19 protein-coding genes are annotated in these 21,884 nt (G+C 39.2%); 7 read left to right on the top strand and 12 right to left on the bottom strand.

Features of this window, described 5'->3' with window-relative positions; translation table 11 throughout:
• Window positions 1-9: 9 nt before the first annotated feature.
• Together AOLE_RS09320 and AOLE_RS09315 are read right to left on the bottom strand one after the other, a co-directional pair.
• Window positions 10-894 (bottom strand): phosphoribosyltransferase family protein, encoded by an 885-nt coding sequence (locus tag AOLE_RS09320; protein ID WP_013197820.1) that lies wholly within the window; start codon window positions 892-894, stop codon window positions 10-12.
• A 181-nt stretch (window positions 895-1,075) separates the two neighbouring features.
• Complete coding sequence (locus AOLE_RS09315) at window positions 1,076-1,879, bottom strand: sulfite exporter TauE/SafE family protein (protein WP_013197819.1); 804 nt, start codon at window positions 1,877-1,879, stop codon at window positions 1,076-1,078.
• A 98-nt stretch (window positions 1,880-1,977) separates the two neighbouring features.
• Here AOLE_RS09315 and AOLE_RS09310 point away from each other — a divergent pair, with 98 nt between their 5' ends.
• Window positions 1,978-2,766, top strand: coding sequence for an AraC family transcriptional regulator (locus AOLE_RS09310; RefSeq protein ID WP_013197818.1), 789 nt, complete (start codon window positions 1,978-1,980; stop codon window positions 2,764-2,766).
• On the opposite strand, the gene AOLE_RS09305 is transcribed toward AOLE_RS09310, so the two are convergent.
• The 4 genes from AOLE_RS09305 to AOLE_RS09290 are packed head-to-tail and all read right to left on the bottom strand — an operon-like array spanning window position 2,761 to window position 6,045.
• On the bottom strand, window positions 2,761-3,249 hold the full coding sequence (locus AOLE_RS09305; protein ID WP_013197817.1) for a GNAT family N-acetyltransferase: 489 nt from the start codon (window positions 3,247-3,249) through the stop codon (window positions 2,761-2,763). The two genes, AOLE_RS09310 and AOLE_RS09305, sit on opposite strands and share 6 nt — an antisense overlap.
• A gap of 2 nt (window positions 3,250-3,251) precedes the next feature.
• Complete coding sequence (locus AOLE_RS09300) at window positions 3,252-4,016, bottom strand: ABC transporter ATP-binding protein (RefSeq protein WP_013197816.1); 765 nt, start codon at window positions 4,014-4,016, stop codon at window positions 3,252-3,254.
• Entirely contained in the window at window positions 4,013-5,023 is a 1,011-nt protein-coding gene (locus AOLE_RS09295) for a FecCD family ABC transporter permease (protein WP_081399309.1), read from the bottom strand. Before AOLE_RS09295 ends, AOLE_RS09300 begins: the two co-directional genes overlap by 4 nt.
• 2 nt (window positions 5,024-5,025) lie before the next feature.
• Entirely contained in the window at window positions 5,026-6,045 is a 1,020-nt protein-coding gene (locus tag AOLE_RS09290) for an ABC transporter substrate-binding protein (protein WP_023274229.1), read from the bottom strand.
• Between the two features lie 323 nt (window positions 6,046-6,368).
• Between AOLE_RS09290 and AOLE_RS09285 the strand changes: the two genes are divergently transcribed.
• Window positions 6,369-7,712, top strand: coding sequence for a PepSY-associated TM helix domain-containing protein (locus AOLE_RS09285; RefSeq protein WP_013197813.1), 1,344 nt, complete (start codon window positions 6,369-6,371; stop codon window positions 7,710-7,712).
• A 66-nt stretch (window positions 7,713-7,778) separates the two neighbouring features.
• On the opposite strand, the gene AOLE_RS09280 is transcribed toward AOLE_RS09285, so the two are convergent.
• The gene (locus AOLE_RS09280) at window positions 7,779-8,336 is read right to left on the bottom strand and encodes a TetR/AcrR family transcriptional regulator (RefSeq protein ID WP_013197812.1); all 558 of its coding nucleotides are present in this window, start codon (window positions 8,334-8,336) and stop codon (window positions 7,779-7,781) included.
• A gap of 1,077 nt (window positions 8,337-9,413) precedes the next feature.
• Here AOLE_RS09280 and AOLE_RS20705 point away from each other — a divergent pair.
• Window positions 9,414-10,181, top strand: coding sequence for a hypothetical protein (locus AOLE_RS20705; protein ID WP_013197811.1), 768 nt, complete (start codon window positions 9,414-9,416; stop codon window positions 10,179-10,181).
• Between the two features lie 150 nt (window positions 10,182-10,331).
• Here AOLE_RS20705 and AOLE_RS09270 read toward each other — a convergent pair whose 3' ends face one another.
• The gene (locus tag AOLE_RS09270; RefSeq protein ID WP_013197810.1) at window positions 10,332-11,384 is read right to left on the bottom strand and encodes an NAD(P)-dependent alcohol dehydrogenase; all 1,053 of its coding nucleotides are present in this window, start codon (window positions 11,382-11,384) and stop codon (window positions 10,332-10,334) included.
• Window positions 11,385-11,672: 288 nt separating this feature from the next.
• On the opposite strand from AOLE_RS09270, the gene AOLE_RS09265 reads away from it, so the two are divergent.
• Window positions 11,673-12,563 (top strand): AraC family transcriptional regulator, encoded by an 891-nt coding sequence (locus AOLE_RS09265; RefSeq protein ID WP_013197809.1) that lies wholly within the window; start codon window positions 11,673-11,675, stop codon window positions 12,561-12,563.
• A gap of 107 nt (window positions 12,564-12,670) precedes the next feature.
• Here the strand turns inward: AOLE_RS09265 and AOLE_RS09260 are convergent, their stop codons facing one another.
• From AOLE_RS09260 to AOLE_RS20285, 4 genes are all read right to left on the bottom strand, one after another.
• Complete coding sequence (locus tag AOLE_RS09260; protein WP_013197808.1) at window positions 12,671-13,543, bottom strand: NAD(P)-dependent oxidoreductase; 873 nt, start codon at window positions 13,541-13,543, stop codon at window positions 12,671-12,673.
• Complete coding sequence (locus AOLE_RS09255; protein WP_013197807.1) at window positions 13,543-14,919, bottom strand: MFS transporter; 1,377 nt, start codon at window positions 14,917-14,919, stop codon at window positions 13,543-13,545. The genes AOLE_RS09260 and AOLE_RS09255 overlap by 1 nt, the downstream gene beginning before the upstream one ends.
• 33 nt (window positions 14,920-14,952) lie before the next feature.
• On the bottom strand, window positions 14,953-15,924 hold the full coding sequence (gene denD / locus AOLE_RS09250) for a D-erythronate dehydrogenase (protein WP_013197806.1): 972 nt from the start codon (window positions 15,922-15,924) through the stop codon (window positions 14,953-14,955).
• A 214-nt stretch (window positions 15,925-16,138) separates the two neighbouring features.
• Window positions 16,139-17,074, bottom strand: a complete 936-nt coding sequence (locus AOLE_RS20285) for a LysR family transcriptional regulator (RefSeq protein ID WP_013197805.1) — start codon at window positions 17,072-17,074, stop codon at window positions 16,139-16,141.
• Between the two features lie 111 nt (window positions 17,075-17,185).
• Here AOLE_RS20285 and AOLE_RS09240 point away from each other — a divergent pair, with 111 nt between their 5' ends.
• The 3 genes from AOLE_RS09240 to AOLE_RS09230 all read left to right on the top strand — a co-directional run bounded on the left by AOLE_RS09240 (window position 17,186) and on the right by AOLE_RS09230 (window position 21,830).
• Entirely contained in the window at window positions 17,186-18,361 is a 1,176-nt protein-coding gene (locus AOLE_RS09240; RefSeq protein ID WP_013197804.1) for a fumarylacetoacetate hydrolase family protein, read from the top strand.
• 87 nt (window positions 18,362-18,448) lie between these two features.
• Window positions 18,449-20,236, top strand: coding sequence for an IlvD/Edd family dehydratase (locus tag AOLE_RS09235; RefSeq protein ID WP_013197803.1), 1,788 nt, complete (start codon window positions 18,449-18,451; stop codon window positions 20,234-20,236).
• A gap of 16 nt (window positions 20,237-20,252) precedes the next feature.
• On the top strand, window positions 20,253-21,830 hold the full coding sequence (locus AOLE_RS09230; protein ID WP_013197802.1) for an aldehyde dehydrogenase (NADP(+)): 1,578 nt from the start codon (window positions 20,253-20,255) through the stop codon (window positions 21,828-21,830).
• Window positions 21,831-21,884 lie beyond the last annotated feature (54 nt).

Genomic DNA, 21,884 nt, shown 5'->3' with positions numbered 1-21,884 from the left:
TTATTCTCTTTATTTTGCTGCAAAAGCAATTACTGAAATTTTGTCTGATGGTTGTTGTGGAAAGCTGTCCGAGGTAAATAGCTGGTCAAGCAATCCATCAAAAACCTCTATTCCTTTACTGAAAATACCGTGGGTCACATATAGAACGACCTTAGTGCAATTGAGACGACGAAGTTCTTTGGCAATACCAATAAAGGTTGCACCGCCATCACAAATGTCATCGGTAATGACCGCTGTTAGACCTGATAAATCAGTCGCATGTACATGCGTACCTAAAATTTTGCCAGTCACTGGGTCACGTTTTTTATCACACTGAACAATAGTGATTGGTTGTTTACGCTCAAGATTAAAAGCGTCTGCAACCATTTGTGTACGTGCTTTCGCCCCTTTGTCTGGGCAAATCAGTACTGTTTTTTCATCTTTTAACAATGTGCTCAGTGCTTCACTCTTTGCGATGATGTCGACTGAACTAACATTCACAACTTCTCTAAAAGAAGTATTTGCAGCGAGTAAGGCTGTAGTGACTTCACTATGGCAATCCCAAACAGTCACCTTGCCTTGTTTGCCTGCTTTCTTATCCGCATTGATATTAAGTAGCTTCGTCATCACATCAAGTGAAAATGCTTGGCCTACTGCACAAATACGGTCCTGACGTGCGTATGGAAAATATGGAATTTCTAGGTCAACGGTTAAGCCTTGAGTCAGCAATATATTTTCAAGTAACAAATAGTCCATCACATCGTGACTTGAGGTCATTTTGGCGCGGACCAATACCTTACCAGATAGTGAACCCAACGTTGTCTCATCAATTTGAACATGACGCTCTCCACCAGAAAACTGCGTGAATTTCACTGGAATTTCATTTCTTGCCGCATCTAAAAGCTGGATAGCCATATCATCCTCTTTTTGTCTGATGACCTTCGATGAACATATAGTGGCATAAAGCCACTATATATTGCAAGTCTAATTTTTAAACTTTTTCCAAAGCTATTTAAAACATAAAATTTACAATTTTAGAGCATTTTAAGATTCGATTTTTAAGAGAGATTATTCTTCAAGTAATTGAAATAAAAAATTAATTTACAAAAAGCATTACGAGTAAAACTATTATTAAAAGTAATGGATACAACTTTGCACGCCATAAATCAGGTAGTTTTGAAATAAATTTTTCTGAAAAATATAGTCCGATCCATGTTCCAGCAACCAAGAATAAAGCAGCTTCAAACCAGATTAGACCGATAAATCCGTTGGGTGTAGATTGCCAAAGTGACAATACACAATAGGTCAGTGTTGCAGTTAAAGACAAAGGCAGCGTGAGAATGTTTGCGATAGCCGCGGCCTCTGCCATAGAACTACCCCGCCGCCGTAATAAAGGAACCGTCATTACACTGCCACCCACACCTAAAAGTGCTGCAACCCAACCAATAATTCCGCCTTTAATAAGTTCGCTGTTTTCACTATAGTTTTGCTTTTGCCTTGAGGTCACCATAAACCCATCTCGGTAATAACAATCTAGAATGGTTATGAAAACATAACCCATAAATATCCAGCGAAGCCAGTTTCCATTAAACAATGAGGCCATGACCGCACCGACAACTCCACCAAATGCGATACCACTCCATAAAAAGCGGATTTTTTGCCAATCAATCTGTCCGGACCGATAGTGTCGAAAAGTTGCAAAACTTGCCGAGCACAACATTACAAATGCCGAGGTGGCAACTGCAATTTGCATGGCATTTATGCCGACACTGCTTTCATTGCCCCACTTTTGAATAATGACTGTATAAAGCAAAGGCACAGCAACAAAACCGCCGCCAAAACCAAATAACCAAGTGGTGACTCCTGAAAGTAGTCCAAATAAAAATAGCTCATATAGCATCATCATCTTCCTCACGTTTATAGAGGCATGATATAAAATAGCTCCATGGCAAACTAACGTAGAAAAGCCATATTTTTATTTTTTTCAGCCAAAAATATATGCGTAATATTCCAATTAATGATGTAGACCATCTACCGCAAGCGGTTCTAGCGTTAGGATCAGATTATCCTGCTGATACTTTGTTAGATACGCATAGCCATCGCCGTGCTCAGTTCTTATATGCACCCGAAGGACTCATGAAAGTTGAAACTGAAGATGGACAATGGCTCGTGTTACCGTACAGCGGTGTATGGATACCCGCAGGCAAACCACATCGGGTATGGCTATCTAAAGTCAGTACTTATAGTTTGTATATAGAAGCGAATACTGCACCAAGACAAGCAAACTATTGCGAGGTTATACAAGTCTCGCCTTTGTTACATCAACTGCTCATTCAGGCAAATCAGCTACCTGTTGACTACCAACATGCAGGCCGTGACGGCGCTCTTATCGATTTGTTGTTATATGAGTTAGAAGCTGCACCAGCCCTACCTCTGTTTATTCCATTGCCTCACAACACATTACTATCTCAACAATGCGCTGAGTTTATGCAGCATCCCGATATTCATAGCAGTCCTAAAAATTGGGCACATGACCACAATAAAAGTGAGCGGACTTTTCACCGCTGGTTTAAGTCAGAAACTGGCATGTCCTTTCAGGCTTGGCGTAATCGGGTCTGCATCATCTATGCTTTAAATGCCCTAAAAGAAAATATCTCAATTACGGAAATTGCTTTTAGTTTGGGCTATGAACACTCGGCAGCTTTTACAGCAATGTTCAGTAAAATTATGGGTTATCCGCCTACCCATTTTCAAAAAAGATTTCATACGCATGATAAAGCGCTATAAAGATTTACTCATGTGAATGGTGTCATAGGTCTCGATCCATTCTCTTTTAATAACATCAAAACCTTGTAGACGCCAAAACTCTTCAGCCGCAGGTAAAAATGGATGGGTATGCAAATACAAAGTCGTAATTTCATTCTTCTGTGCATGGCTAAACAACATTTTACATAGCATGGTTGCGATGCCATTGCGGCGGTATTCAGGCAATACAAACAACTTAACCACTTCCACTGTCTTAGATGGCAAATTTAAATCAAAACGATGGTCATATGCCCGATATGCAATAGTGCCAATAATACGGTTTTTATCTTTTACCGTAATAAAGCAACCTAATGGATCATTAACATAATATTGTCCAAAATTTTTTAAATCTTTGGGAACTTGCCCATGATAGATTTCTGGAAATAATAAATGTCTTGTATAAAGTGCAAACTCTACCGCAGATGCATAGTCTGATTTGTCTGCTAGATGATAGTGAAAAGTCATATTTATAGCCAAGAATGATCAGGGATAACAATGGTTTTGTCTTGAATCATGGCTTCATGGAACTCAACATCATAGACACTTTTTAAAAACTTCGGATCGGTTATTCGTGTTTTTGACTCAGGCTTAACGACTTCGTGTTGGCGCATAAAAAACAAATGATCTGCAAATAAAAAAGCCAAGTTGGGATCATGCATAATTGCAATCACCGTAAAATTTTGCCGCGACAACTGACGCAATTTTTTCATTAAATAAGACTGGTAATAAACATCGAGATGATTGGTTGGTTCATCGAGCAAAATAACTTTTGGGGCTTGTACTAGAATGCGGGCGATCATAACCAATTGCCTTTCACCTCCCGATAGTTCTGTATAAGGACGGTCACGCAAATGCTCGATGTCTAAATCAAGCAAAGCTTGGTCTACACGTTCCCAGTCTGATTTTGAAGGTCTATATCGGCTAAAAGCAGCACGTCCCGTAATCACCACATCTTTAACTAAAAATGGAAATACGGTTTTATGAAACTGCGGTAAAAAGCCGAGTAAGTCTGCCCGATCTTTGCCTTTAAAGTCTGATAGTGGTTTTCCAGAGTAACGAATCAAGCCATCTTTTACAGGTTCTAGGCCCGCCATCAATTTAAAAAGTGTCGATTTTCCGCAACCATTACGCCCTAAAATCACTGAAAACTGATTTTCAGGAAACTCCAGATGAATATTTTTAAGGACCTGTTTGTGCCCATAGGCATAATTTAACTGATCAATTTGAATCATGCCCAATGAGTCCTCTGTGTTTTCATTAATAATAAGAAAAATGGCGCACCAAGTAGCATGGTAAAAATACCAATCGGTATTTCAAACGTCAGTAAAACCCGCGAAAAGTTATCAATCAACAGTAGAAAACTGCCGCCCAACACCATATTGGCAGGAATACTGTAGCGGTGATCTGGCCCAACCAACATTCTCACAATATGCGGCATAAATAGCCCATATAAACTAATAATTCCCGCCGCTGCCACAGAAGTTGACGTACATACAGTCACCAGAGCAATTAAAAGAAGCTGTTCCCACCTTGGGTTAACACCAACCGCCTGCGCTTCTTCAGCACCGAGTGCCATTAAGTTTAAGCGCCAACGCATTGCAAATAATCCAGCAAGACCAATACAAATCGGTAGCACGGCGTATTGAACTTTTTGCCAAGACGCCTGATGTAAGTTACCCATGGTCCATTGCACAATGGCTTGTAATTTAAATGGATCACTTAAGTATTGAATGACTGTAAGTCCTGCCAAAAACAGTCCCGAAACAATCATGCCCGATAAAATGACCATCACTAACGACGTCTGGCTTTCATGTTTTTGATGCGCAAATAAATACGTTAAGGCAACAGCACAAACACCAAAAATAAAGGCTGATAGATTTGGCGAAAGCCAACTTAAAGAAAGTGCTAAAGCTGCACCAAACGCCGCACCAGATGAAATACCGAGTACATATGAGTCAACTAAAGGATTACGAAACAATGCCTGTAAACCATTTCCCGCAGTTGCTAACGCAGCACCCACCATAAAGGTCAGTAGAATTCTGGGTAATCTGACATTTACGAGAATGTTTTGCATCAGTCTAAATTGCTCAGCATCAAAATATGGTGTACCAAACACCGCTTGCACACCCCACCGCAAATAATCCCATGCACTCAATGTCTGCGTTGGCCCTATGAGCAACGAGATAAAAATCATCACGAACGGTAACGGGTAAAACCAATAATATTTCAGCTTTTGCATATTCATTGCACCAACGCTTTGGCAAGGTGCCCACCATACAACTTGGTTAAAATACGCTGTTGTAAAGCACTTACTGATAAATCAGACTGTTCCGGATAAATACTATGATTCAAATAAATCGCCGTAATAATGATTTTGATGGTATGGGGGTTATATATAAATGCAGGGCTTAAATTAAAAACCTTACGGTTTTGTACAGCGCTTAAACCTTGTAATTCTTTTCGTTCATAAATCAGTTTTGGGTTGGTATTCCAAAGCACAATATTGTCAGGGTTCCATTCAATGAGGGTCTCGGGATTTACATTGGGCTGGTTAGCATCGGTCTGAACAATGTTGTAAGCACCTGCCAGCTCAATAAAGTCATTGGTAATCGACTGACGTCCAGAGGTAGAAAAAATACGTCCTCCTGACCACGCATAGTAAATCGATTGCTTATTTGGCTGACGTGCAGTTTTGGCTGCGACCTCCGCCACAATTTCATCAGAGAAATTTAAAATTTCTTGAGCACGCTTTTGTGCACCGCTCAAAATGGCAATTTCTGATAGCTCTTCTTTTACTTGCTGGTAAGTACCTGACTCCATCACATATACAGCAATGCCAAACTGCCGTAACAGTTCAATCGTTTGGGTTTGCCCGCTCCCCAAAATCACAAGATCAGGTTTTAACAATACGAGACTTTCAATATTGGTTGCATTTGCCCCTTGTGATGGCGTCGCAAGCTGTTTATTAGCAATACGCTTATCTATTTTTGAATAGGCATTAAATAATAAAGGCTGGATGTATACTTCGGCTGGTATACCAATCACTTTGTGACCTTGCCCTAGCATATATAAGCCATCTAGACCCGACTCAAATAGAGAAACTATTCTTTGGGCTGGTTTGGCTACACAAACTTTTGTATTTGTACTATCAAAAACACATATCGAATGGGCTACCAAGTTTTCTTTAGTTTTTCTACTTTGTTCAGATGAAGAGCATCCACATAGAATGAGTAAAGTGAGTATTGAAACCAATGACTTCATTACAGCATCCAACGCACAAATACAGTGCAAAATAAAAAGACGTGTCTATTTGGTGCATTTTTCATATGAAAAAGACACCATAAGAGAGCAAGACGGTTTGAATCATGGTTAATACAGCGGTCAAATTAAATGAAATAGCTAAGATATTAAAGAGTAAGCAAAAAAAACGCCAAATTTACCAAGTAATAAAAACTATTTAATTATTAGGCCAAAAAGTTTACAAGGTGGCTAATCAAATAATTTAATACTGGTTACAGCTCAATCAGCATCAAGATAAATAAGTCGTTATAATCCGCCCAACACCTGACAAACATTCTCTTCTGATGCTGACCCAATCATCCTTCTGGCGTAGTCTTTACCGTTTAATTCATATTTATGCTGGTATTTTTATTGCGCCATTTATCTTGTTCGCAGCAATCACTGGTTTACTCTATGCAATTACGCCTCAAATAGAGCAAGCAATTTATAAAGATGTTCTATATGTTGAGCCACTGAAGCAACCGCCACATAAGCTGAGCCAGCAAATTGAAGCTGCAAAGCAAGTAATGCCTAAGTCTGCACAGGTGATTGAAGTTAGACCAGCTCCAAGTGCTGACCAAACAACTCGTGTAATTTTCTCAGATCCTATACATGATTTTACGAGTGAAGCCGTTTTTATTGATCCTTTTACGCTTCAAGCCAAAGGTCATCTAGCAGTTTATGGTACCAGTGGGGTTCTGCCATTTCGGACTACACTCGACCAACTACATAGCAATTTATTACTAGGAAAATGGGGTCGCTTTTATAGTGAACTGGCAGCAAGCTGGTTAGCCATTTTGACTTTAACTGGACTATATAATTGGTGGAAACGCCGTCAAAATCTTAAAATCAGACAAACACAAAAAAATAGATTACTAAAATGGCATAGCACGTTGGGTTTAGCGTTATTCCCTCTCTTATTAATAATCGCCATTACGGGTCTTACATGGTCCGAATGGGCCGGAGATAATATTCGAGTTGCTCGTCAATGGCTTAACTGGCAAACCCCAACATTGGCAACTTCGCTTCAAGAAGATAATTTACCTACAGTGATGCACCATGAGCATCACGAAATGCCACATAGTGAAAACCTGAATTTAAATATTATTTCAAATGAATACGATAGCGCTCTTTCAATAGCCAGAGCACATGGTATTGATGCAGCACAAATACAAATCAAGCCACCAACCAGTGGAAATCAAGCTTGGACGATAGCCGAGATTCAGCGCAAATGGCCAACTCAAGCAGACAGTATCGCAATTGATATGGAACAACATAAAGTCATCGACCAACTTGCGTTTAAAGACTATTCACTGGTGGCAAAGCTCACTCGTTGGGGAGTTGATGCGCATATTGGTGTTTTATTTGGCTGGATAAATCAATTGGTACTAGCACTTTATGCTTTCGTGCTGTGCATTATGATTGTTTATGCATATAGGGCTGCGTTTAAAAACTCGAATTTAAAACTCATGACGAGCCACTTTGTTGGGCAAAGCCTATTAGTTTGGAACCGTGCAACTAACTCACAAAAAATAGGATTAATATTGGTGGGTCTCGTATTAGGGCTAAGCTTACCTGTTTTTGGTTTCAGTATTTTATTTACGCTATTTATCTTTGCTTTGCGTAAATACATTCCTTCTAAACTATAGTTTTTCATTCTAATAAGGAGTTAAGCTCAAACTAGTTTAACTCCTTTTTTTAACAAAAATTGCAAATTAAAGAGAAAAACTTACCAAAAAATAATCTAACAATCTTTCCCTTTCATCAGGTTTACTCGGATCTAAAAGCTGAACCATTGCTCCATCAATCACAAACAAAAACATGTGTGCATCTTGTTTTAAAGCATTTGGGTTGGTTGTTAAAAGCAATTTATAGATTTCATTAATAAACCAGTTTCGATAGTCAACTACAGTCTGATAGGCCTTTGGGTGTGTTTTCGCAATTTCAAAAATAGCTTTAAACGGCAAATGATAAAGCCCTTCTAAATCTGCATGTAAAAAGTAAATCTTGCGGAGTTTTACAACTAAGGTTAATTCTTTTTGAGTATGGATAATTGAAATGACTTCATGTTTAAGTCCATCTTTTTGAAAAGTCAGACTCATTTCAATTAGACGTTCTTTTGAGTGAAAATAGTTATAAAAAGTCGCTTTTGGGATTTTTGCCGACTCAACAATTCGGTCTACCCCGACATTGTGAAAGCCGTATTTATTGAAAAGATGGCGGGAAGTGTGTAGTACGCTTAAAGCACGAAATGGGAGATCTGAATGTGGCATATTTTTACCGTTATAAAAAATTATTGTTGTATATAAATGAGATATAAAAAACCGCTGCCGTTTTTTGGGAGAAAAAAAGGCATAGCAAAGTCCATAAAGACTGTGCTTGGCACATCTCAAGTTTTATTGTTGATTAAGTTTTTTGGGTCGTGACGAATTAAAGCCTGAAAAGCCTATTGGCGATCAAACCTTTAAAAAATTTAAGTGGTGTCGATATAGACTTTGGCAAAGGCTGCCAAGAAATAATGAATATGCAAAGCCAACTCCTTTTTATTGGGAGTTCTGCCAGAGCATAAAATTATGGTGGCAGAACGGAAGAGGGTTGACAGACTAGCATGAACTTAAACTAGCACACCCGAAGGTGTCCCTCTCCCGTCCTACCGCTACGGGAGGGAACGAGTGTTTCACCACACAAGGCTATTCCTCAGATGGAATAACTCTGATGTGAAAGTTCATGAGCAGTCTGTCAAAACTGCCTGGCAATGTGGCCAGCCTGCAAATGGTAATCTTCAATATTTGAGGTGTCAATGTGATATTGGCTAGAAATTATTTAATTAATTATTGTTTTTCATTTAATTACATAATTAAGGAAATTCTTCAGTGAAAAATAAACAGAAATAATAGTAAAGACAGCGCCTTCAACTCAAGTTACGCTATACAGTAGGAAAATAATCTGGCCAGATCTACTTACTTCGCAGATTTGCCCCAGAAAATTTTGGGGTTTATGAATTGAATTTTTATTAAAAAATATGCGTGTCTTGCTTATTGATTAAAATATACAAAAGGCCTAAATCTGAACAGATTAAGCCTTTTTGTTTTAAAATAAAGAATAAATAATTTTATTTATCCATAGCTTATTGATTAGTTTTGAGTTTAATTTTATTAGCTGAAAAAATTGCAGTCGAACTACTAGAAAAATACCTAACTTGATACTACTTATATAGTATTCCTCCCTTCTGAATTTAATTCATTTTTTATCTGCAAGGAAGGGCTTAGTTTATTTTCAGATTTATTCTACCTTTTCATTTATGTAAAATATCGCAAATTTTTATAACAACTTACTTTGCGGAAAATTATATGAAAACATCTATCTATAAGAATGTAGGTATTCCTATTCTTCTGAGTGTGGTTGGGAGTATTGTGTGGACGATACTGAGTGACTATATAGTCCCTGCATTTACTTCATATTATATTAAGTTCTCAGTAGCCTATAGTAAGAAAGTCTACGCCAGCATTTCTGCTCATGACCTCATTGCTTTACAGCAATCTACTTATTCCCTGTTATCCCTATTATTAGTAATCGTGTCGATATTAGTATGTGCTTGGTCTTACATTAACATGAGTAAATACCGTGAAGAATACGAGAGTGCCAAGGCTAGGTTAAAAGCTTTAATACCTAAAGAAACCGAAGAAGAAACCAGTGAAGAATTTACTACAGAAGCTATTAAAGAGCTTCTTGAATCTTCTGAAAAGACAGATAAATTCTACAATAAAGTCTATATATTAAATAAGATTTTATTACCTACATTACTGATATTTAGTATTTTAATATCCTTTAAGTCAGTAGCAACAGCAAAATATGTCTATGAATCTGTTTCTTATTTTGATTATCTAATGGGGGTTAACTCAATCCTCCTAGATGAAAAAAAGGAAAGAAACTATAAAAGTAGATTTTCTCAAATCCGTAATGGCCAAGATTACCGTAATATAGTCGTTGAACTTGAAAAGTTGGCTCTTTCAAATGGTCTGTCTATCCTTCCGAATACAACAGTGAGAAAAGATAAGGATCTAAAAAAAGATCATCCAAGTATTAAAGCAGCTGATGTGACCGCTAGTGATGAATAACCACTCTTTACGCCTTATTATCGAAGTTTCTTCAAATAAATAAGAAATAAAAATCATAATACTTTTTAGATAAATACCTACACTCACATTATTATAGCTATGAGCTGTGCACCTTTCTAAAAAGATGCACAGCAAAGATCAAACCCCAGATTAATAATCAGATAAAGTTTTCATATCAATCACAAAACGATACTTCACGTCGCTCTTTAGCATACGTTCAAAAGCTTCATTAATGTTTTGCATATCAATCATCTCTATTTCAGAAACAATATTATGCTCACCACAAAAATCGAGTAGCTCTTGTGTTTCCTTAATTCCGCCAATGACCGACCCTGCAATTGATTTTCTTCCTAAAATCATAGGTACTGAATTTGCGCTAATTTCACCTAAATATCCAACTAACACAATTGTTCCATTTAAAGCTAGTGTTGGAATATAAGGCTTCAAGTCATGGTTATAAGGCACGGTATCAATAATCAAATCAAATTGATTTAACACTGATTTCATTTGAGCTTCATCTGTTGATAACACAATATGATGCGCTCCGAGTTGTTTTGCATCCTGTTCTTTATTTGCTGAGCGGGTGAATAATGTCACTTCAGCGCCTAGAGCATTGGCAAGTTTAATCGCCATATGCCCTAAACCACCTAAACCGACTACAGCGACTTTACTGCCCTTTCCAACATTCCAATGACGCAGCGGTGACCAAGTCGTAATACCAGCACACAGTAGTGGTGGTACAGCTCGAGCATCCAGATTTTCAGGTACTTTTAATACAAAATCTTGGCTACATGTAATGCTTTGTGAATATCCACCATAAGTTGGTCGTTGATCATGGCGATCTACGCCGCCATAAGTTTGTATGTTACCTTCCTCACAATATTGCTCTAGTCCTGAATGACAAGCCGAACAAGTACGGCATGAATCGACCATACAGCCAATTCCCACTAAATCACCGACCTTATATTTTGTGACTTTAGGACCAATTGAGGTGACACGCCCTACAATTTCATGGCCCGGAACTATCGGATAAGCACTAAATCCCCAATCATTTTTAGCTTGATGTAGATCGGAATGACAAACACCACAATATTCAATTTGAATGACAACATCATCTTCACGTGGGGTTCTACGTTCAAACTTAAACGGAACTAAAGGAGTTTCTGATGACAGCGCGGCATAACCTAAAACTTCAATTGTCATATTTTTTCTCTCATGTTTAATGTTTAAATAAAGACGAATTCTTCGCTGGACATTCATTGATGGCTATAGATTTTGAAAATCCATAAATAGGTTTTGGAACATTTTGGTTCACTAAGTTCCAACTCATCGACTTTGTGCCATGTTGATCAGTATAAAAATGAAAATCGTAAGCTGTTGTTCAATTCCTCTCACAGATTTGCCTAATCCTCCGAATTGTTGCACTTCTCACTATTTTTCTTATTTGAAATGCCTACAATAAAAATACAGAGAGTAATCGGTGGAATCTGAATGGCGAATAGGTCTTCTCTAGACAGTAATCAAGAATTAGCTCAACTTGTCGATCAATGGACCCGAGAAAAAGGTACATTCGAAACAGCTATTACGGGGCTGACTTTATATCGTGCAGAAACATTGACACAACCAAGTAGCAGCATGATGGATGCAAGTCTATGTATGATTGCTCAAGGGAAAAAACAGGTGATTCTTAGCGAAGAAACCTATACGTACGACTCTAACCATTTCCTTTTTACTGCAATTGACCTGCCTGTCATTGCTCAAGTTCTTGAAGCTTCAGTTGAACGCCCCTATCTTTCGATAGTGCTACGGCTAGACCCGTATGTACTCGCCCAAATCATGCTTGAGGCCCATATTCCTTTTAAAGACGTAAATACTGAGAAAAAAGGAATGGCTGTTGGAGTAGTCAATTCAGAGTTGAATGATGCTTTTATACGGTTAATAAAACTACTAGATACACCACAAGACATCCCCATCTTGTCTCCTCTTATTATTAAGGAAATTTTTTATCGTTTATTGATGAGTCCACAAGGCGATCGACTTAAACGTATTGTGGCGGCCGGAACTACTGGCCATCGAATTGTGAAAGCGATTGAATGGCTAAAAACAAATTTTGCAAAATCCTTTAGCGTTGAAGAACTGGCAAGCACAATGGGGATGAGTGCTTCTAGTTTTCATCAACATTTTAGGGATATCACTTCAATGAGTCCCTTACAGTATCAAAAGAGAATGAAGTTAACCGAAGCACGGCGTTTATTAATAACCGAAGAATATGATATTTCAACGACCAGTATTCAAGTCGGATATGAAAGTTTGTCGCAATTTTCCCGAGAATATAAACGTTTTTTTGGGGTTTCTCCGTCAGTAGATATTAAGAATATATAAAAGACTCGTACGGACTATTAAGGTTATTTCAAGGTATTAGTATTAACCATAAAAAAAGCGGTACCTTATTATGTCTGTCATCAAATACCGCTAAATTTAAAGCAATATTACATTGGATTCATTCGCTCAAGTTCACGAATTAAACCAGAATGATCCAGCTCCCCGTCTCCGGCAGCAAGCATATTTTCAAATAATTGGCTGACTTGTTGAGCAATTGGCAAATTTAACTCTAGTGATTTGGCATAGCTAACGGCTGTATGAATATCTTTATGCTGGTTTCGAGCAGTGCCACCTGGTTTAAAATCTCGATTTAGCATACGTTCACCATGCTGCTGTAAAATTGGAGAATCGGCAAAGCCTCCTGTGAGTGCTTGTTTTAGTTTAATAGGATCAGCGCCTGCTTTACTGGCCAGTAATAAGCCCTCGCTTACAGTTGCAATGGTAGTTGCTACAATCATTTGATTCACAAGTTTTGCGAGCATTCCACAGCCAACACCACCAACTAAAATTGGGCGCCCCATTGCACGTAAAATAGTTTCAGCCTGTGAAAATGTTTTAGCGTCACCGCCCACCATAATGGCGAGACTTGCATTTTGAGCACCTTTTTCACCGCCAGAAACAGGAGCATCTAAATATTTAAGCCCTCGTTCTCTGCATTTGTCACCTTGTACTTTTGCAACTTCAACTGGTATTGAACTCATGACAATAACCGTACTTTCAGGTTTTAACTGAGAGATTGCACCGTGTTCTTTAAATAGAATTTCATCAGAGGTTTTTCCATCGCTGAGCATACAAATCAAAAAATCTACATCTTTTCCAACTTGTTCAAGTTCAAAGCAAAGATGAGCACCCGCGTCTTTTAAGCTATCTGCTTTAGAAGAAGTTCTATTCCAAACCTTAATTTGATGGCCTGCTTTTAGTAAATGCATAGCCATCGGTAGTCCCATAATACCTGTACCCACAAACCCGATAGTCGCCATTATTTTATCTCCGCAGCAGTTCGAACTTTAAGTTGCTGCTGTTCTACTTTTAAACTATTCGATTTTAACCTTGCTAATAGCAGTAGTCCTAAGCCGCCCATCGCCACAAAGCCTGCAATGGCAAGGAATGCGACTGTATAAGTGCCTGTGGTCGTATATAAATATCCAGTTAAATATGGGCCAGTAAAGCCACTTAAATTACCCACCGAGTTAATTAATCCAATTCCAGCAGCGGCTCCCACCCCCGTTAGAGTTTGCCCAGGAATAGTCCAGAAAATGTTAATTGCGCTAAATACACCAATCGCGAGCAGAATAAAGCCCACAATAATTGCCCAAGGTTGATTTACAATTAGTGCAATCGCAATTGCAAAAGCCGCCATAAGTGCAGCACAAGCACCGTGTTTATACCGCTCTTGTTTACGGTCAGAACGGCGGCTCCATAAAACCATACCAACAGCTGCAAATGCATATGGAATTGCTGTAAGTAAACCATTTTGAATAAGGCTAATTTGCATACCAAATGTATTACGGAATGACTCTAAAACACTTGGTAAGAAGAAAAACATTGCATTTGAACCAGAGGTGATTCCAAAGTAAACAATTGCCATAATCCACACTAAAGGATTTTTAAACACTTGTTTGATCATTTCTCCTTTTGTTAAAGCAGCTTCACTCGACTGCTCTTTTTCTCTTTCTTCGCGCTCTAGTGTAGACATTAACCATTGGCGCTGCTCAGCTGTTAACCACTCAGCTTCTTTTGGGTTATTGGTTAAATATTTTAGACAGATTAATCCCAAAATAATGGATGGAATACCTTCTAGGATATACATTAAACGCCAACCTTCATAACCAATGGTATTGCCCCATTGCATAAGACCGACTGAAATTGGTGCTCCAATAATTTGAGCAATTGGTAATCCTAGATAGAACGTGGCAAAAACACGAGCGCGATATTTTGCAGGAAACCACAAGGTTAAATAAAAGATCACACCCGGAAAGAAGCCCGCTTCAGCAATTCCAAGTAAAAACCGTAAAACAATAAACTGCGTACCGCTATGAATAAAACCCATGAGTCCAGCAATAATTCCCCAAGTAATCATGATTCGAGCAATCCAAATTCGTGCTCCAAAACGATGAAGCAAGATATTACTTGGCACTTCGGCAATAAAATAACCTAGAAAAAAAACTCCCGCACCTAGACCAAAAATGGTTTGAGTAATTCCAAGTGCATCATTCATGTGTAATGCAGCAAAACCAATATTGGTTCTGTCTAGGAATGCCATAATGAATAGAATAATGAGAAACGGGATAATTCGATTCGAAATACGTTTGATTGTCTGCTCTTCGAGAGCACTTACATTTTTGATATCTTCCATAATAACTCTCACATCAATTGGCGATCACTGCCATTAATTTTGGGTATCTTCTATATGTGCCTGAATCACGCTTTCAAAATTTTCGTCTGCTTGGAAACCTAAAGATTCAGCATATTCAGCTTTCACCTGAACAGGCCAACTTTGAACAATACGTTGAATGGTTTTGTCTTCTTGCCATTGCACTAAATCAGTTGCTTTTTTGCCTGCGACTTTTTCAAGCGCCTCAAGCATTTGTTTAACGGTGACTGTTAATCCCGGTAGAGGAATAATTCGGTTATCTTGAAGTACATCTGAAGAAATTGATGCAGCTTTAATCATTGATTCAACACAACGTCGTGGTGAAGTAACAAAAACAGGTGTATCTGACTGGACTGGGCAAACAGCCATTTCACCTTTTAACGGTTCGCGGATGATTGAACTAAAAAATGTTGATGCAGCTTTATTAGGTTTACCTGGACGAACCACAATAGTCGGTAATCTTAAAATACGGCCATCAATAAAGCCTTTTCTTGAGTAATCTGAGACCAGCAATTCTCCTACTGCTTTTTGCATGCCGTAAGAAGACTTTGGTGTAACCACTGTCTCATCTGTCACAACTTCTGGTAATTGGCCACCAAATACAGCACAGCCGCTAGCAAAAATAACTCGAGGCGTGGTTTGTTTCTTTCTTAATTCTTCTAATAAATTTAAGAGTCCATACAAATTAACATCCATACCTAAATCAAAATCGGCCTCTGCTGCTGAGCTCACCACAGCAGCCAAATGCCAGACGACATCAATATTTTCTGTAATATGAGCAACTGTAGTTTTATCGGTAATATCACCGACAATCACTTCAACTCTTGGATCTTGCGGTAAATCATCACCAGCAAATGCATCAAACAGAATAATTTTATCGATGGGTTCAGGTTTATTGTCATCTAAAGTCAAACTGCCAGATTTTAAGATCTCTTTAGCAATTTGTTTTCCAATAAAACCTGTTCCACCAGTGATTAGCACATTCATACAGAGGTCCTTTCCTAGTTTTTATTCACTTAAAAACTTTTGTAATTGTCGTGAATTAAACGATAAGGACTCCTTTCAATAATTTCCAATGAATAATTTCTAAATATTGATAACTTTTTAATATCAGTTTTATATTTATAAATTTACTAAACAAAGTAGGTTTTTCTTTTAATTTTAAAGCCTCAAATCTCATCATGGTTTGAGGCTGAGTCGTTTATTTACGTTTCGCATTTTTAAGCAAGATATTAATAAATGCCGATGCAATATCAGAAACTGGTTCATTTTTACGCGTCAAAATACCATAATCCTGTGCATCTAAAATTAGATCTGTTTCTAAAATCTGTAATTGCCCTTCTTTTACCTGATCAATCACCATCGCTTCGGGCAACATCCCCACCATAGGTGCCCCTTTTAATATCTGTAAGAAGGTCTGCATCGACATGGTATTAACCGTATTTAAAGGAATTTTGACTTTTGCTCGGGCAAATGCGCCTTCCATACGTTGTCGAATTGGCGTGCCTTTAGGATAGAGTACCCATGGCCAATTTAATAATTCTTCTAATGTACAAAACTTTTTCTTGGCACATGGATGAGCATTATTAACAACAATACAAAACGGCTCCGGGCCTAAAGGTTGGAAATCAAAAAACTGGCTTTGCGTCACATCTGTAAAACGGCCAATAGCTAAATCTAAAGTGTGTTCACTTAGCATTTCCATTAAATGGTCGCTGGTCTGTTCAACAACATCAATAGAAAGTAACGGCCATTGTTTTTTAATCTCAATAATTGAATTTGGTATCACCACCGCGGTTGCTGCAAAAATACCACCAACTTTTAAAAAACCGTGACCACCTAATCGTAAAATTTCAATATCTTCAACAAAATGCTTTGCATCATTTAACACACGCTGCGCATATCGAATTACATGTTCGCCTAAAGCCGTTACTGGCATATTTCGAGGTAGTCGTTCAAAAACAGGAAAGCCCAGTAATCCTTCTATTTCCTTTAGCATTTTACTCACCGCGGGCTGACTCAGGTTCATCTGCTCGGCTGCCAAATGCATGTTATTGGTCCTCGCCAAAGTTTCTAATAGCACCAAATGTTTAAATTTCAACCAATTATTTAAGCTTGTGTAAGTCAAATCAGCCATTTTCAAAAATCCTTTTCGATAACTTTTCGTTATTAATAATTAAATTATTACGATTGGTGTTTATTAAATAAGAAACATATCATGGTTTCAAGTAAAAGAAGGATGCTTTAAATGAACTTTACGTTAAATTCCCAGAACTCATTACCAGAAGACGCTACCCAAGGATATTTAATTGGTCGTGCATGGATTCCAAATCAAATTTCTGGCCCATCTCCGATTCTTTTAAAAGGCGATCAGGTTTTTGATATTTCTGAAAAGTTCCACACTATTTCTCAGTTACTTGAAAGTTCGGATCCTTTAAAAGCTTTAATTGAAATTGAAGGAAAATTAGTTGGGTCAATTGATGAGTTATTTGCTAACACAGTCGCTGAGCCAGATACAAACAAGGCATATTTTTTAGCTCCTATTGATTTACAAGTGATTAAAGCAGCTGGTGTGACCTTTGCAGCAAGCATGTTAGAGCGTGTGATTGAAGAACAAGCGGGCGGCGATGCACAAAAAGCCCAATCCATCCGTGAAATTGTACAAGGGGTAATCGGCGATAATTTAAAAACAATTGAACCCGGTTCTGAAAAAGCGCTGCAACTCAAAGAATATTTAATTGAACAAAATATGTGGTCTCAATATCTTGAGGTGGGTATTGGTACCGACGCTGAAATTTTTACCAAAGCACCTGTCTTAGCAGCCGTAGGAACGGGGCAAAATATTGGTATTCACCCAAAGTCTGAGTGGAATAATCCAGAACCGGAAGTTGTATTGGTTGCAAATAGCCACGGTAAAATTTTAGGTGCGACTTTAGGTAATGATGTGAATTTACGGGACTTTGAAGGCCGTAGTGCCTTACTGTTGAGTAAAGCAAAAGATAACAATGCATCTTGTGCAATTGGACCATTTATTCGCCTTTTTGATCATACTTTTACTTTAAATGATATCCGTGCTTGTGATGTTGAACTGCAAATTCAGGGTACAGATAACTTTGTGCTCAATGGCATTAGCTCTATGTCTCAAATTAGCCGTGATCCCGAAGATTTAATTCAACAAACACTGAATGAAAATCACCAATATCCAGATGGTTTTGTTTTGTTTTTGGGTACTTTATTTGCACCTACCCAAGACCGTGAGCAAGCTGGTGCAGGGTTTACCCATAAAGTGGGAGATGTCGTTCGTATTCATTCACCAAAGCTCGGCACTCTATACAACACGGTCATGACCAGTGATAAAGCGATGCCGTGGAATTTTGGCATAAATGCTTTGATGCACAATTTAAAACAACGCGAATTACTATAAATTTCACGTATTATCGACCAGTTCAATCGTAATATTCATCACTTGAAAAATTAAATTGCTGAGCGAGATCAGTAGAAGGATCTAAAAATGAATGATCAAGATAAACGGATTTTTTTACGCAGCCAAGAATGGTTTGATGATCCTACACATGCTGACATGACAGCACTCTATGTTGAGCGTTACATGAATTATGGCCTGACCCGTGCCGAGCTACAATCAGGCCGCCCTATTATTGGTATCGCACAAACTGGTAGTGATTTGACCCCGTGTAACCGTCACCACAAAGAGCTTGCTGAACGTGTGAAAGCAGGCATTCGTGATGCGGGCGGTATCCCGATGGAGTTTCCTGTTCACCCGATTGCTGAACAGTCTCGCCGACCTACTGCTGCACTCGATAGAAATTTAGCTTACTTAGGTTTAGTTGAAATCTTACATGGCTATCCACTTGATGGTGTGGTACTAACAACAGGCTGTGATAAAACGACACCTGCTTGTTTAATGGCAGCCGCAACAACAGATATACCGGCAATCGTGTTATCTGGTGGGCCAATGTTAGATGGTCATTTTAAAGGTGAGTTAATTGGCTCAGGTACAGTACTTTGGCATGCAAGAAATTTACTTGCCACAGGTGAAATCGACTATGAAGGCTTCATGGAAATGACGACTTCCGCTTCCCCTTCGGTCGGACATTGCAACACCATGGGTACTGCACTTTCAATGAATGCATTAGCAGAAGCTTTAGGTATGTCTTTACCGACATGTGCAAGCATTCCAGCACCTTATCGCGAACGCGGGCAAATGGCCTATATGACCGGCAAAAGAATATGTGAAATGGTTTTAGAAGATTTACGACCATCTAAAATCATGAATAAACAATCATTTGAAAACGCCATTGCTGTAGCCTCAGCATTAGGTGCATCAAGTAACTGCCCTCCTCATTTAATTGCAATTGCTCGTCATATGGGGATTGAGCTGAGTTTAGAAGACTGGCAACGTGTTGGAGAAAACATTCCGCTCATTGTGAACTGTATGCCTGCGGGTAAATATTTGGGTGAAGGTTTTCACCGTGCTGGCGGTGTTCCTGCTGTTTTGCATGAATTACAAAAGGCCGGCGCTTTACATGAAGACTGTGCATCAGTCAGCGGTAAAACGATGGGAGAAATTGCTAAAAATGCAAAAACCTCCAATGCAGATGTCATTTTTCCATATGAACAACCATTAAAACATGGTGCAGGTTTTATTGTGCTTAGTGGCAATTTCTTTGATAGCGCCATTATGAAAATGTCTGTTGTGGGTGAAGCATTTAAGAAAACCTATTTATCTGACCCAAATGGTGAAAATAGCTTTGAAGCTCGGGCGATCGTTTTTGAAGGACCAGAGGATTACCACGCACGAATTAATGACCCTGCCTTAGACATTGATGAACATTGTATTTTGGTCATTCGTGGCGCTGGCACTGTTGGTTATCCGGGCAGCGCAGAAGTTGTAAATATGGCTCCTCCCGCAGAATTAATTAAAAAAGGAATTGACTCTCTGCCTTGCCTAGGCGACGGCCGTCAAAGTGGAACATCTGCTAGCCCTTCTATCTTAAATATGTCACCTGAAGCGGCGGTAGGTGGTGGCATTGCTTTATTAAAAACAAATGATCGTTTGCGCATTGATCTCAATAAACGTTCCGTAAATGTCCTCATTTCAGACGAAGAGTTAGACAAACGCCGTCAGGAATGGAAACCCACTGTCTCTACATCTCAAACGCCTTGGCAAGAAATGTATCGCAACATGGTTGGCCAATTATCAACGGGTGGCTGTTTAGAGCCTGCAACTTTATATATGCGAGTCGTAAATCAAGACAACCTTCCAAGACACTCTCATTAATTTCAGGATATTTGTTATGACCATTATCGGACACAACTTTATTGGCGGTTTACGTAGTGCACAAAGTTCCACTTTACTAAAAAGTGTCAATGCAACGACTGGCGAAACTTTGCCTTATGAGTTTCACCATGCAACCGAACAGGAAATCAATCAGGCTTGTGATGCAGCAAGCCAAGCTTTTAAGACTTACCGCCATACTTCACCTGAACAGCGTGCTACCTTTTTAGAAAATATTGCCGATGAGCTCGATGCTTTGGGTACAGATTTTCTAGAAATCGTCTCACAGGAAACGGCTTTACCGCTTGCACGTTTGCAAGGTGAACGTGGCCGTACCAGTGGACAAATGCGCCTGTTTGCCAAAGTGTTACGCCGTGGTGATTTTTTAGGTGCCCGTATTGATACCGCTTTACCTGAGCGTCAGCCTTTACCTCGCCCAGACTTGCGTCAGATTAAAATCGGTGTTGGTCCTGTGGCAGTCTTTGGGGCAAGTAACTTTCCTTTAGCATTCTCAACTGCGGGTGGTGACACGGCTTCGGCACTGGCAACTGGTTGTTCGGTGGTAGTCAAAGCGCATAGCGGACATATGGCGACAGCGGACTTCGTAGCTCAGGCAATCGAACGTGCTGTAGAAAAATCAAATATGCCTAAAGGCGTATTTAACATGATCTATGGTAATGGCGTGGGTGAACCTTTAGTGAAGCATCCTTTTATTCAGGCAGTTGGTTTTACAGGTTCACTGCGTGGTGGTCGCGCTTTATGTGACATGGCAGCAGCCCGCCTCCAACCGATTCCAGTGTTCGCTGAAATGAGCAGTATTAACCCAATGCTGATGTTGCCAGAAGCCTTAAAAAACCGTGGTAAAAAAATTGCACAGGACTTAGCAGATTCAGTCGTTTTAGGCTGTGGTCAGTTCTGTACCAATCCGGGTTTAGTCTTGGGAATTAAATCAGCCGAGTTTACTCAGCTTATTAGCAACCTAACCGAAATTATGGATGGCAAACCTCCACAAACTATGCTGAATGCCGGAACATTAAAAAGCTATACCGCTGGTCTTGAGCACTTAACCCAGCATCAAGGCATTAAACATTTGGCAGGTCAAACCCACCAAGGCAATCAGGCACAGCCACAACTGTTTAAAGCGGATGTTGAGTTGTTACTGGCAGGCGACCAACTTCTGCAAGAAGAAATCTTTGGGCCAACCACAGTCATCATTGAAGTGGCAGATAAAGCCCAACTCATTCGGGCATTACAAAGCATGAATGGTCAGCTGACTGCGACTTTAATTGCTGATGAAGCAGACTTAACTGAATTTGCAGATGTGGTTCCGGTGTTAGAAGAGAAAGCTGGACGATTACTCATAAATGGCTATCCAACAGGTGTTGAAGTGTGTGATGCCATGGTACACGGTGGACCATATCCAGCCACTTCAGATGCCCGAGGAACTTCTGTTGGAACCTTGGCAATTGACCGTTACTTAAGACCTGTGTGTTACCAAAACTATCCGCAGAGTTTATTGCCAGAAGCTTTAAAAGACAGCAATCCATTGCAAATTTTAAGGTTGGTGAATGGTGAGATGACCAGAGAGGCTATCTAATCAATTTAAAAAAGAGACCTCAAACTGGTCTCTTTTTAACTTCTACATCTAGAG

The organism is Acinetobacter oleivorans DR1, assembly GCF_000196795.1.
In the GTDB taxonomy this organism is placed as follows: Bacteria; Pseudomonadota; Gammaproteobacteria; order Pseudomonadales; family Moraxellaceae; genus Acinetobacter; species Acinetobacter oleivorans.
The sequence above is the reverse complement of the archived record's forward strand: the minus strand, read 5'-3'. Positions and strand labels throughout refer to the sequence as shown.

Coding starts and splice junctions, on each gene's coding strand:
- AOLE_RS09320 (WP_013197820.1), bottom strand. CDS start 894: ATGGCTATCCAGCTTTTAGATGCGGCAAGAAATGAAATTCCAGTGAAA.
- AOLE_RS09315 (WP_013197819.1), bottom strand. CDS start 1,879: ATGCTATATGAGCTATTTTTATTTGGACTACTTTCAGGAGTCACCACT.
- AOLE_RS09310 (WP_013197818.1), top strand. CDS start 1,978: ATGCGTAATATTCCAATTAATGATGTAGACCATCTACCGCAAGCGGTT.
- AOLE_RS09305 (WP_013197817.1), bottom strand. CDS start 3,249: ATGACTTTTCACTATCATCTAGCAGACAAATCAGACTATGCATCTGCG.
- AOLE_RS09300 (WP_013197816.1), bottom strand. CDS start 4,016: ATGATTCAAATTGATCAGTTAAATTATGCCTATGGGCACAAACAGGTC.
- AOLE_RS09295 (WP_081399309.1), bottom strand. CDS start 5,023: ATGCAAAAGCTGAAATATTATTGGTTTTACCCGTTACCGTTCGTGATG.
- AOLE_RS09290 (WP_023274229.1), bottom strand. CDS start 6,045: ATGAAGTCATTGGTTTCAATACTCACTTTACTCATTCTATGTGGATGC.
- AOLE_RS09285 (WP_013197813.1), top strand. CDS start 6,369: ATGCTGACCCAATCATCCTTCTGGCGTAGTCTTTACCGTTTAATTCAT.
- AOLE_RS09280 (WP_013197812.1), bottom strand. CDS start 8,336: ATGCCACATTCAGATCTCCCATTTCGTGCTTTAAGCGTACTACACACT.
- AOLE_RS20705 (WP_013197811.1), top strand. CDS start 9,414: ATGAAAACATCTATCTATAAGAATGTAGGTATTCCTATTCTTCTGAGT.
- AOLE_RS09270 (WP_013197810.1), bottom strand. CDS start 11,384: ATGACAATTGAAGTTTTAGGTTATGCCGCGCTGTCATCAGAAACTCCT.
- AOLE_RS09265 (WP_013197809.1), top strand. CDS start 11,673: ATGGCGAATAGGTCTTCTCTAGACAGTAATCAAGAATTAGCTCAACTT.
- AOLE_RS09260 (WP_013197808.1), bottom strand. CDS start 13,543: ATGGCGACTATCGGGTTTGTGGGTACAGGTATTATGGGACTACCGATG.
- AOLE_RS09255 (WP_013197807.1), bottom strand. CDS start 14,919: ATGGAAGATATCAAAAATGTAAGTGCTCTCGAAGAGCAGACAATCAAA.
- denD (WP_013197806.1), bottom strand. CDS start 15,924: ATGAATGTGCTAATCACTGGTGGAACAGGTTTTATTGGAAAACAAATT.
- AOLE_RS20285 (WP_013197805.1), bottom strand. CDS start 17,074: ATGGCTGATTTGACTTACACAAGCTTAAATAATTGGTTGAAATTTAAA.
- AOLE_RS09240 (WP_013197804.1), top strand. CDS start 17,186: ATGAACTTTACGTTAAATTCCCAGAACTCATTACCAGAAGACGCTACC.
- AOLE_RS09235 (WP_013197803.1), top strand. CDS start 18,449: ATGAATGATCAAGATAAACGGATTTTTTTACGCAGCCAAGAATGGTTT.
- AOLE_RS09230 (WP_013197802.1), top strand. CDS start 20,253: ATGACCATTATCGGACACAACTTTATTGGCGGTTTACGTAGTGCACAA.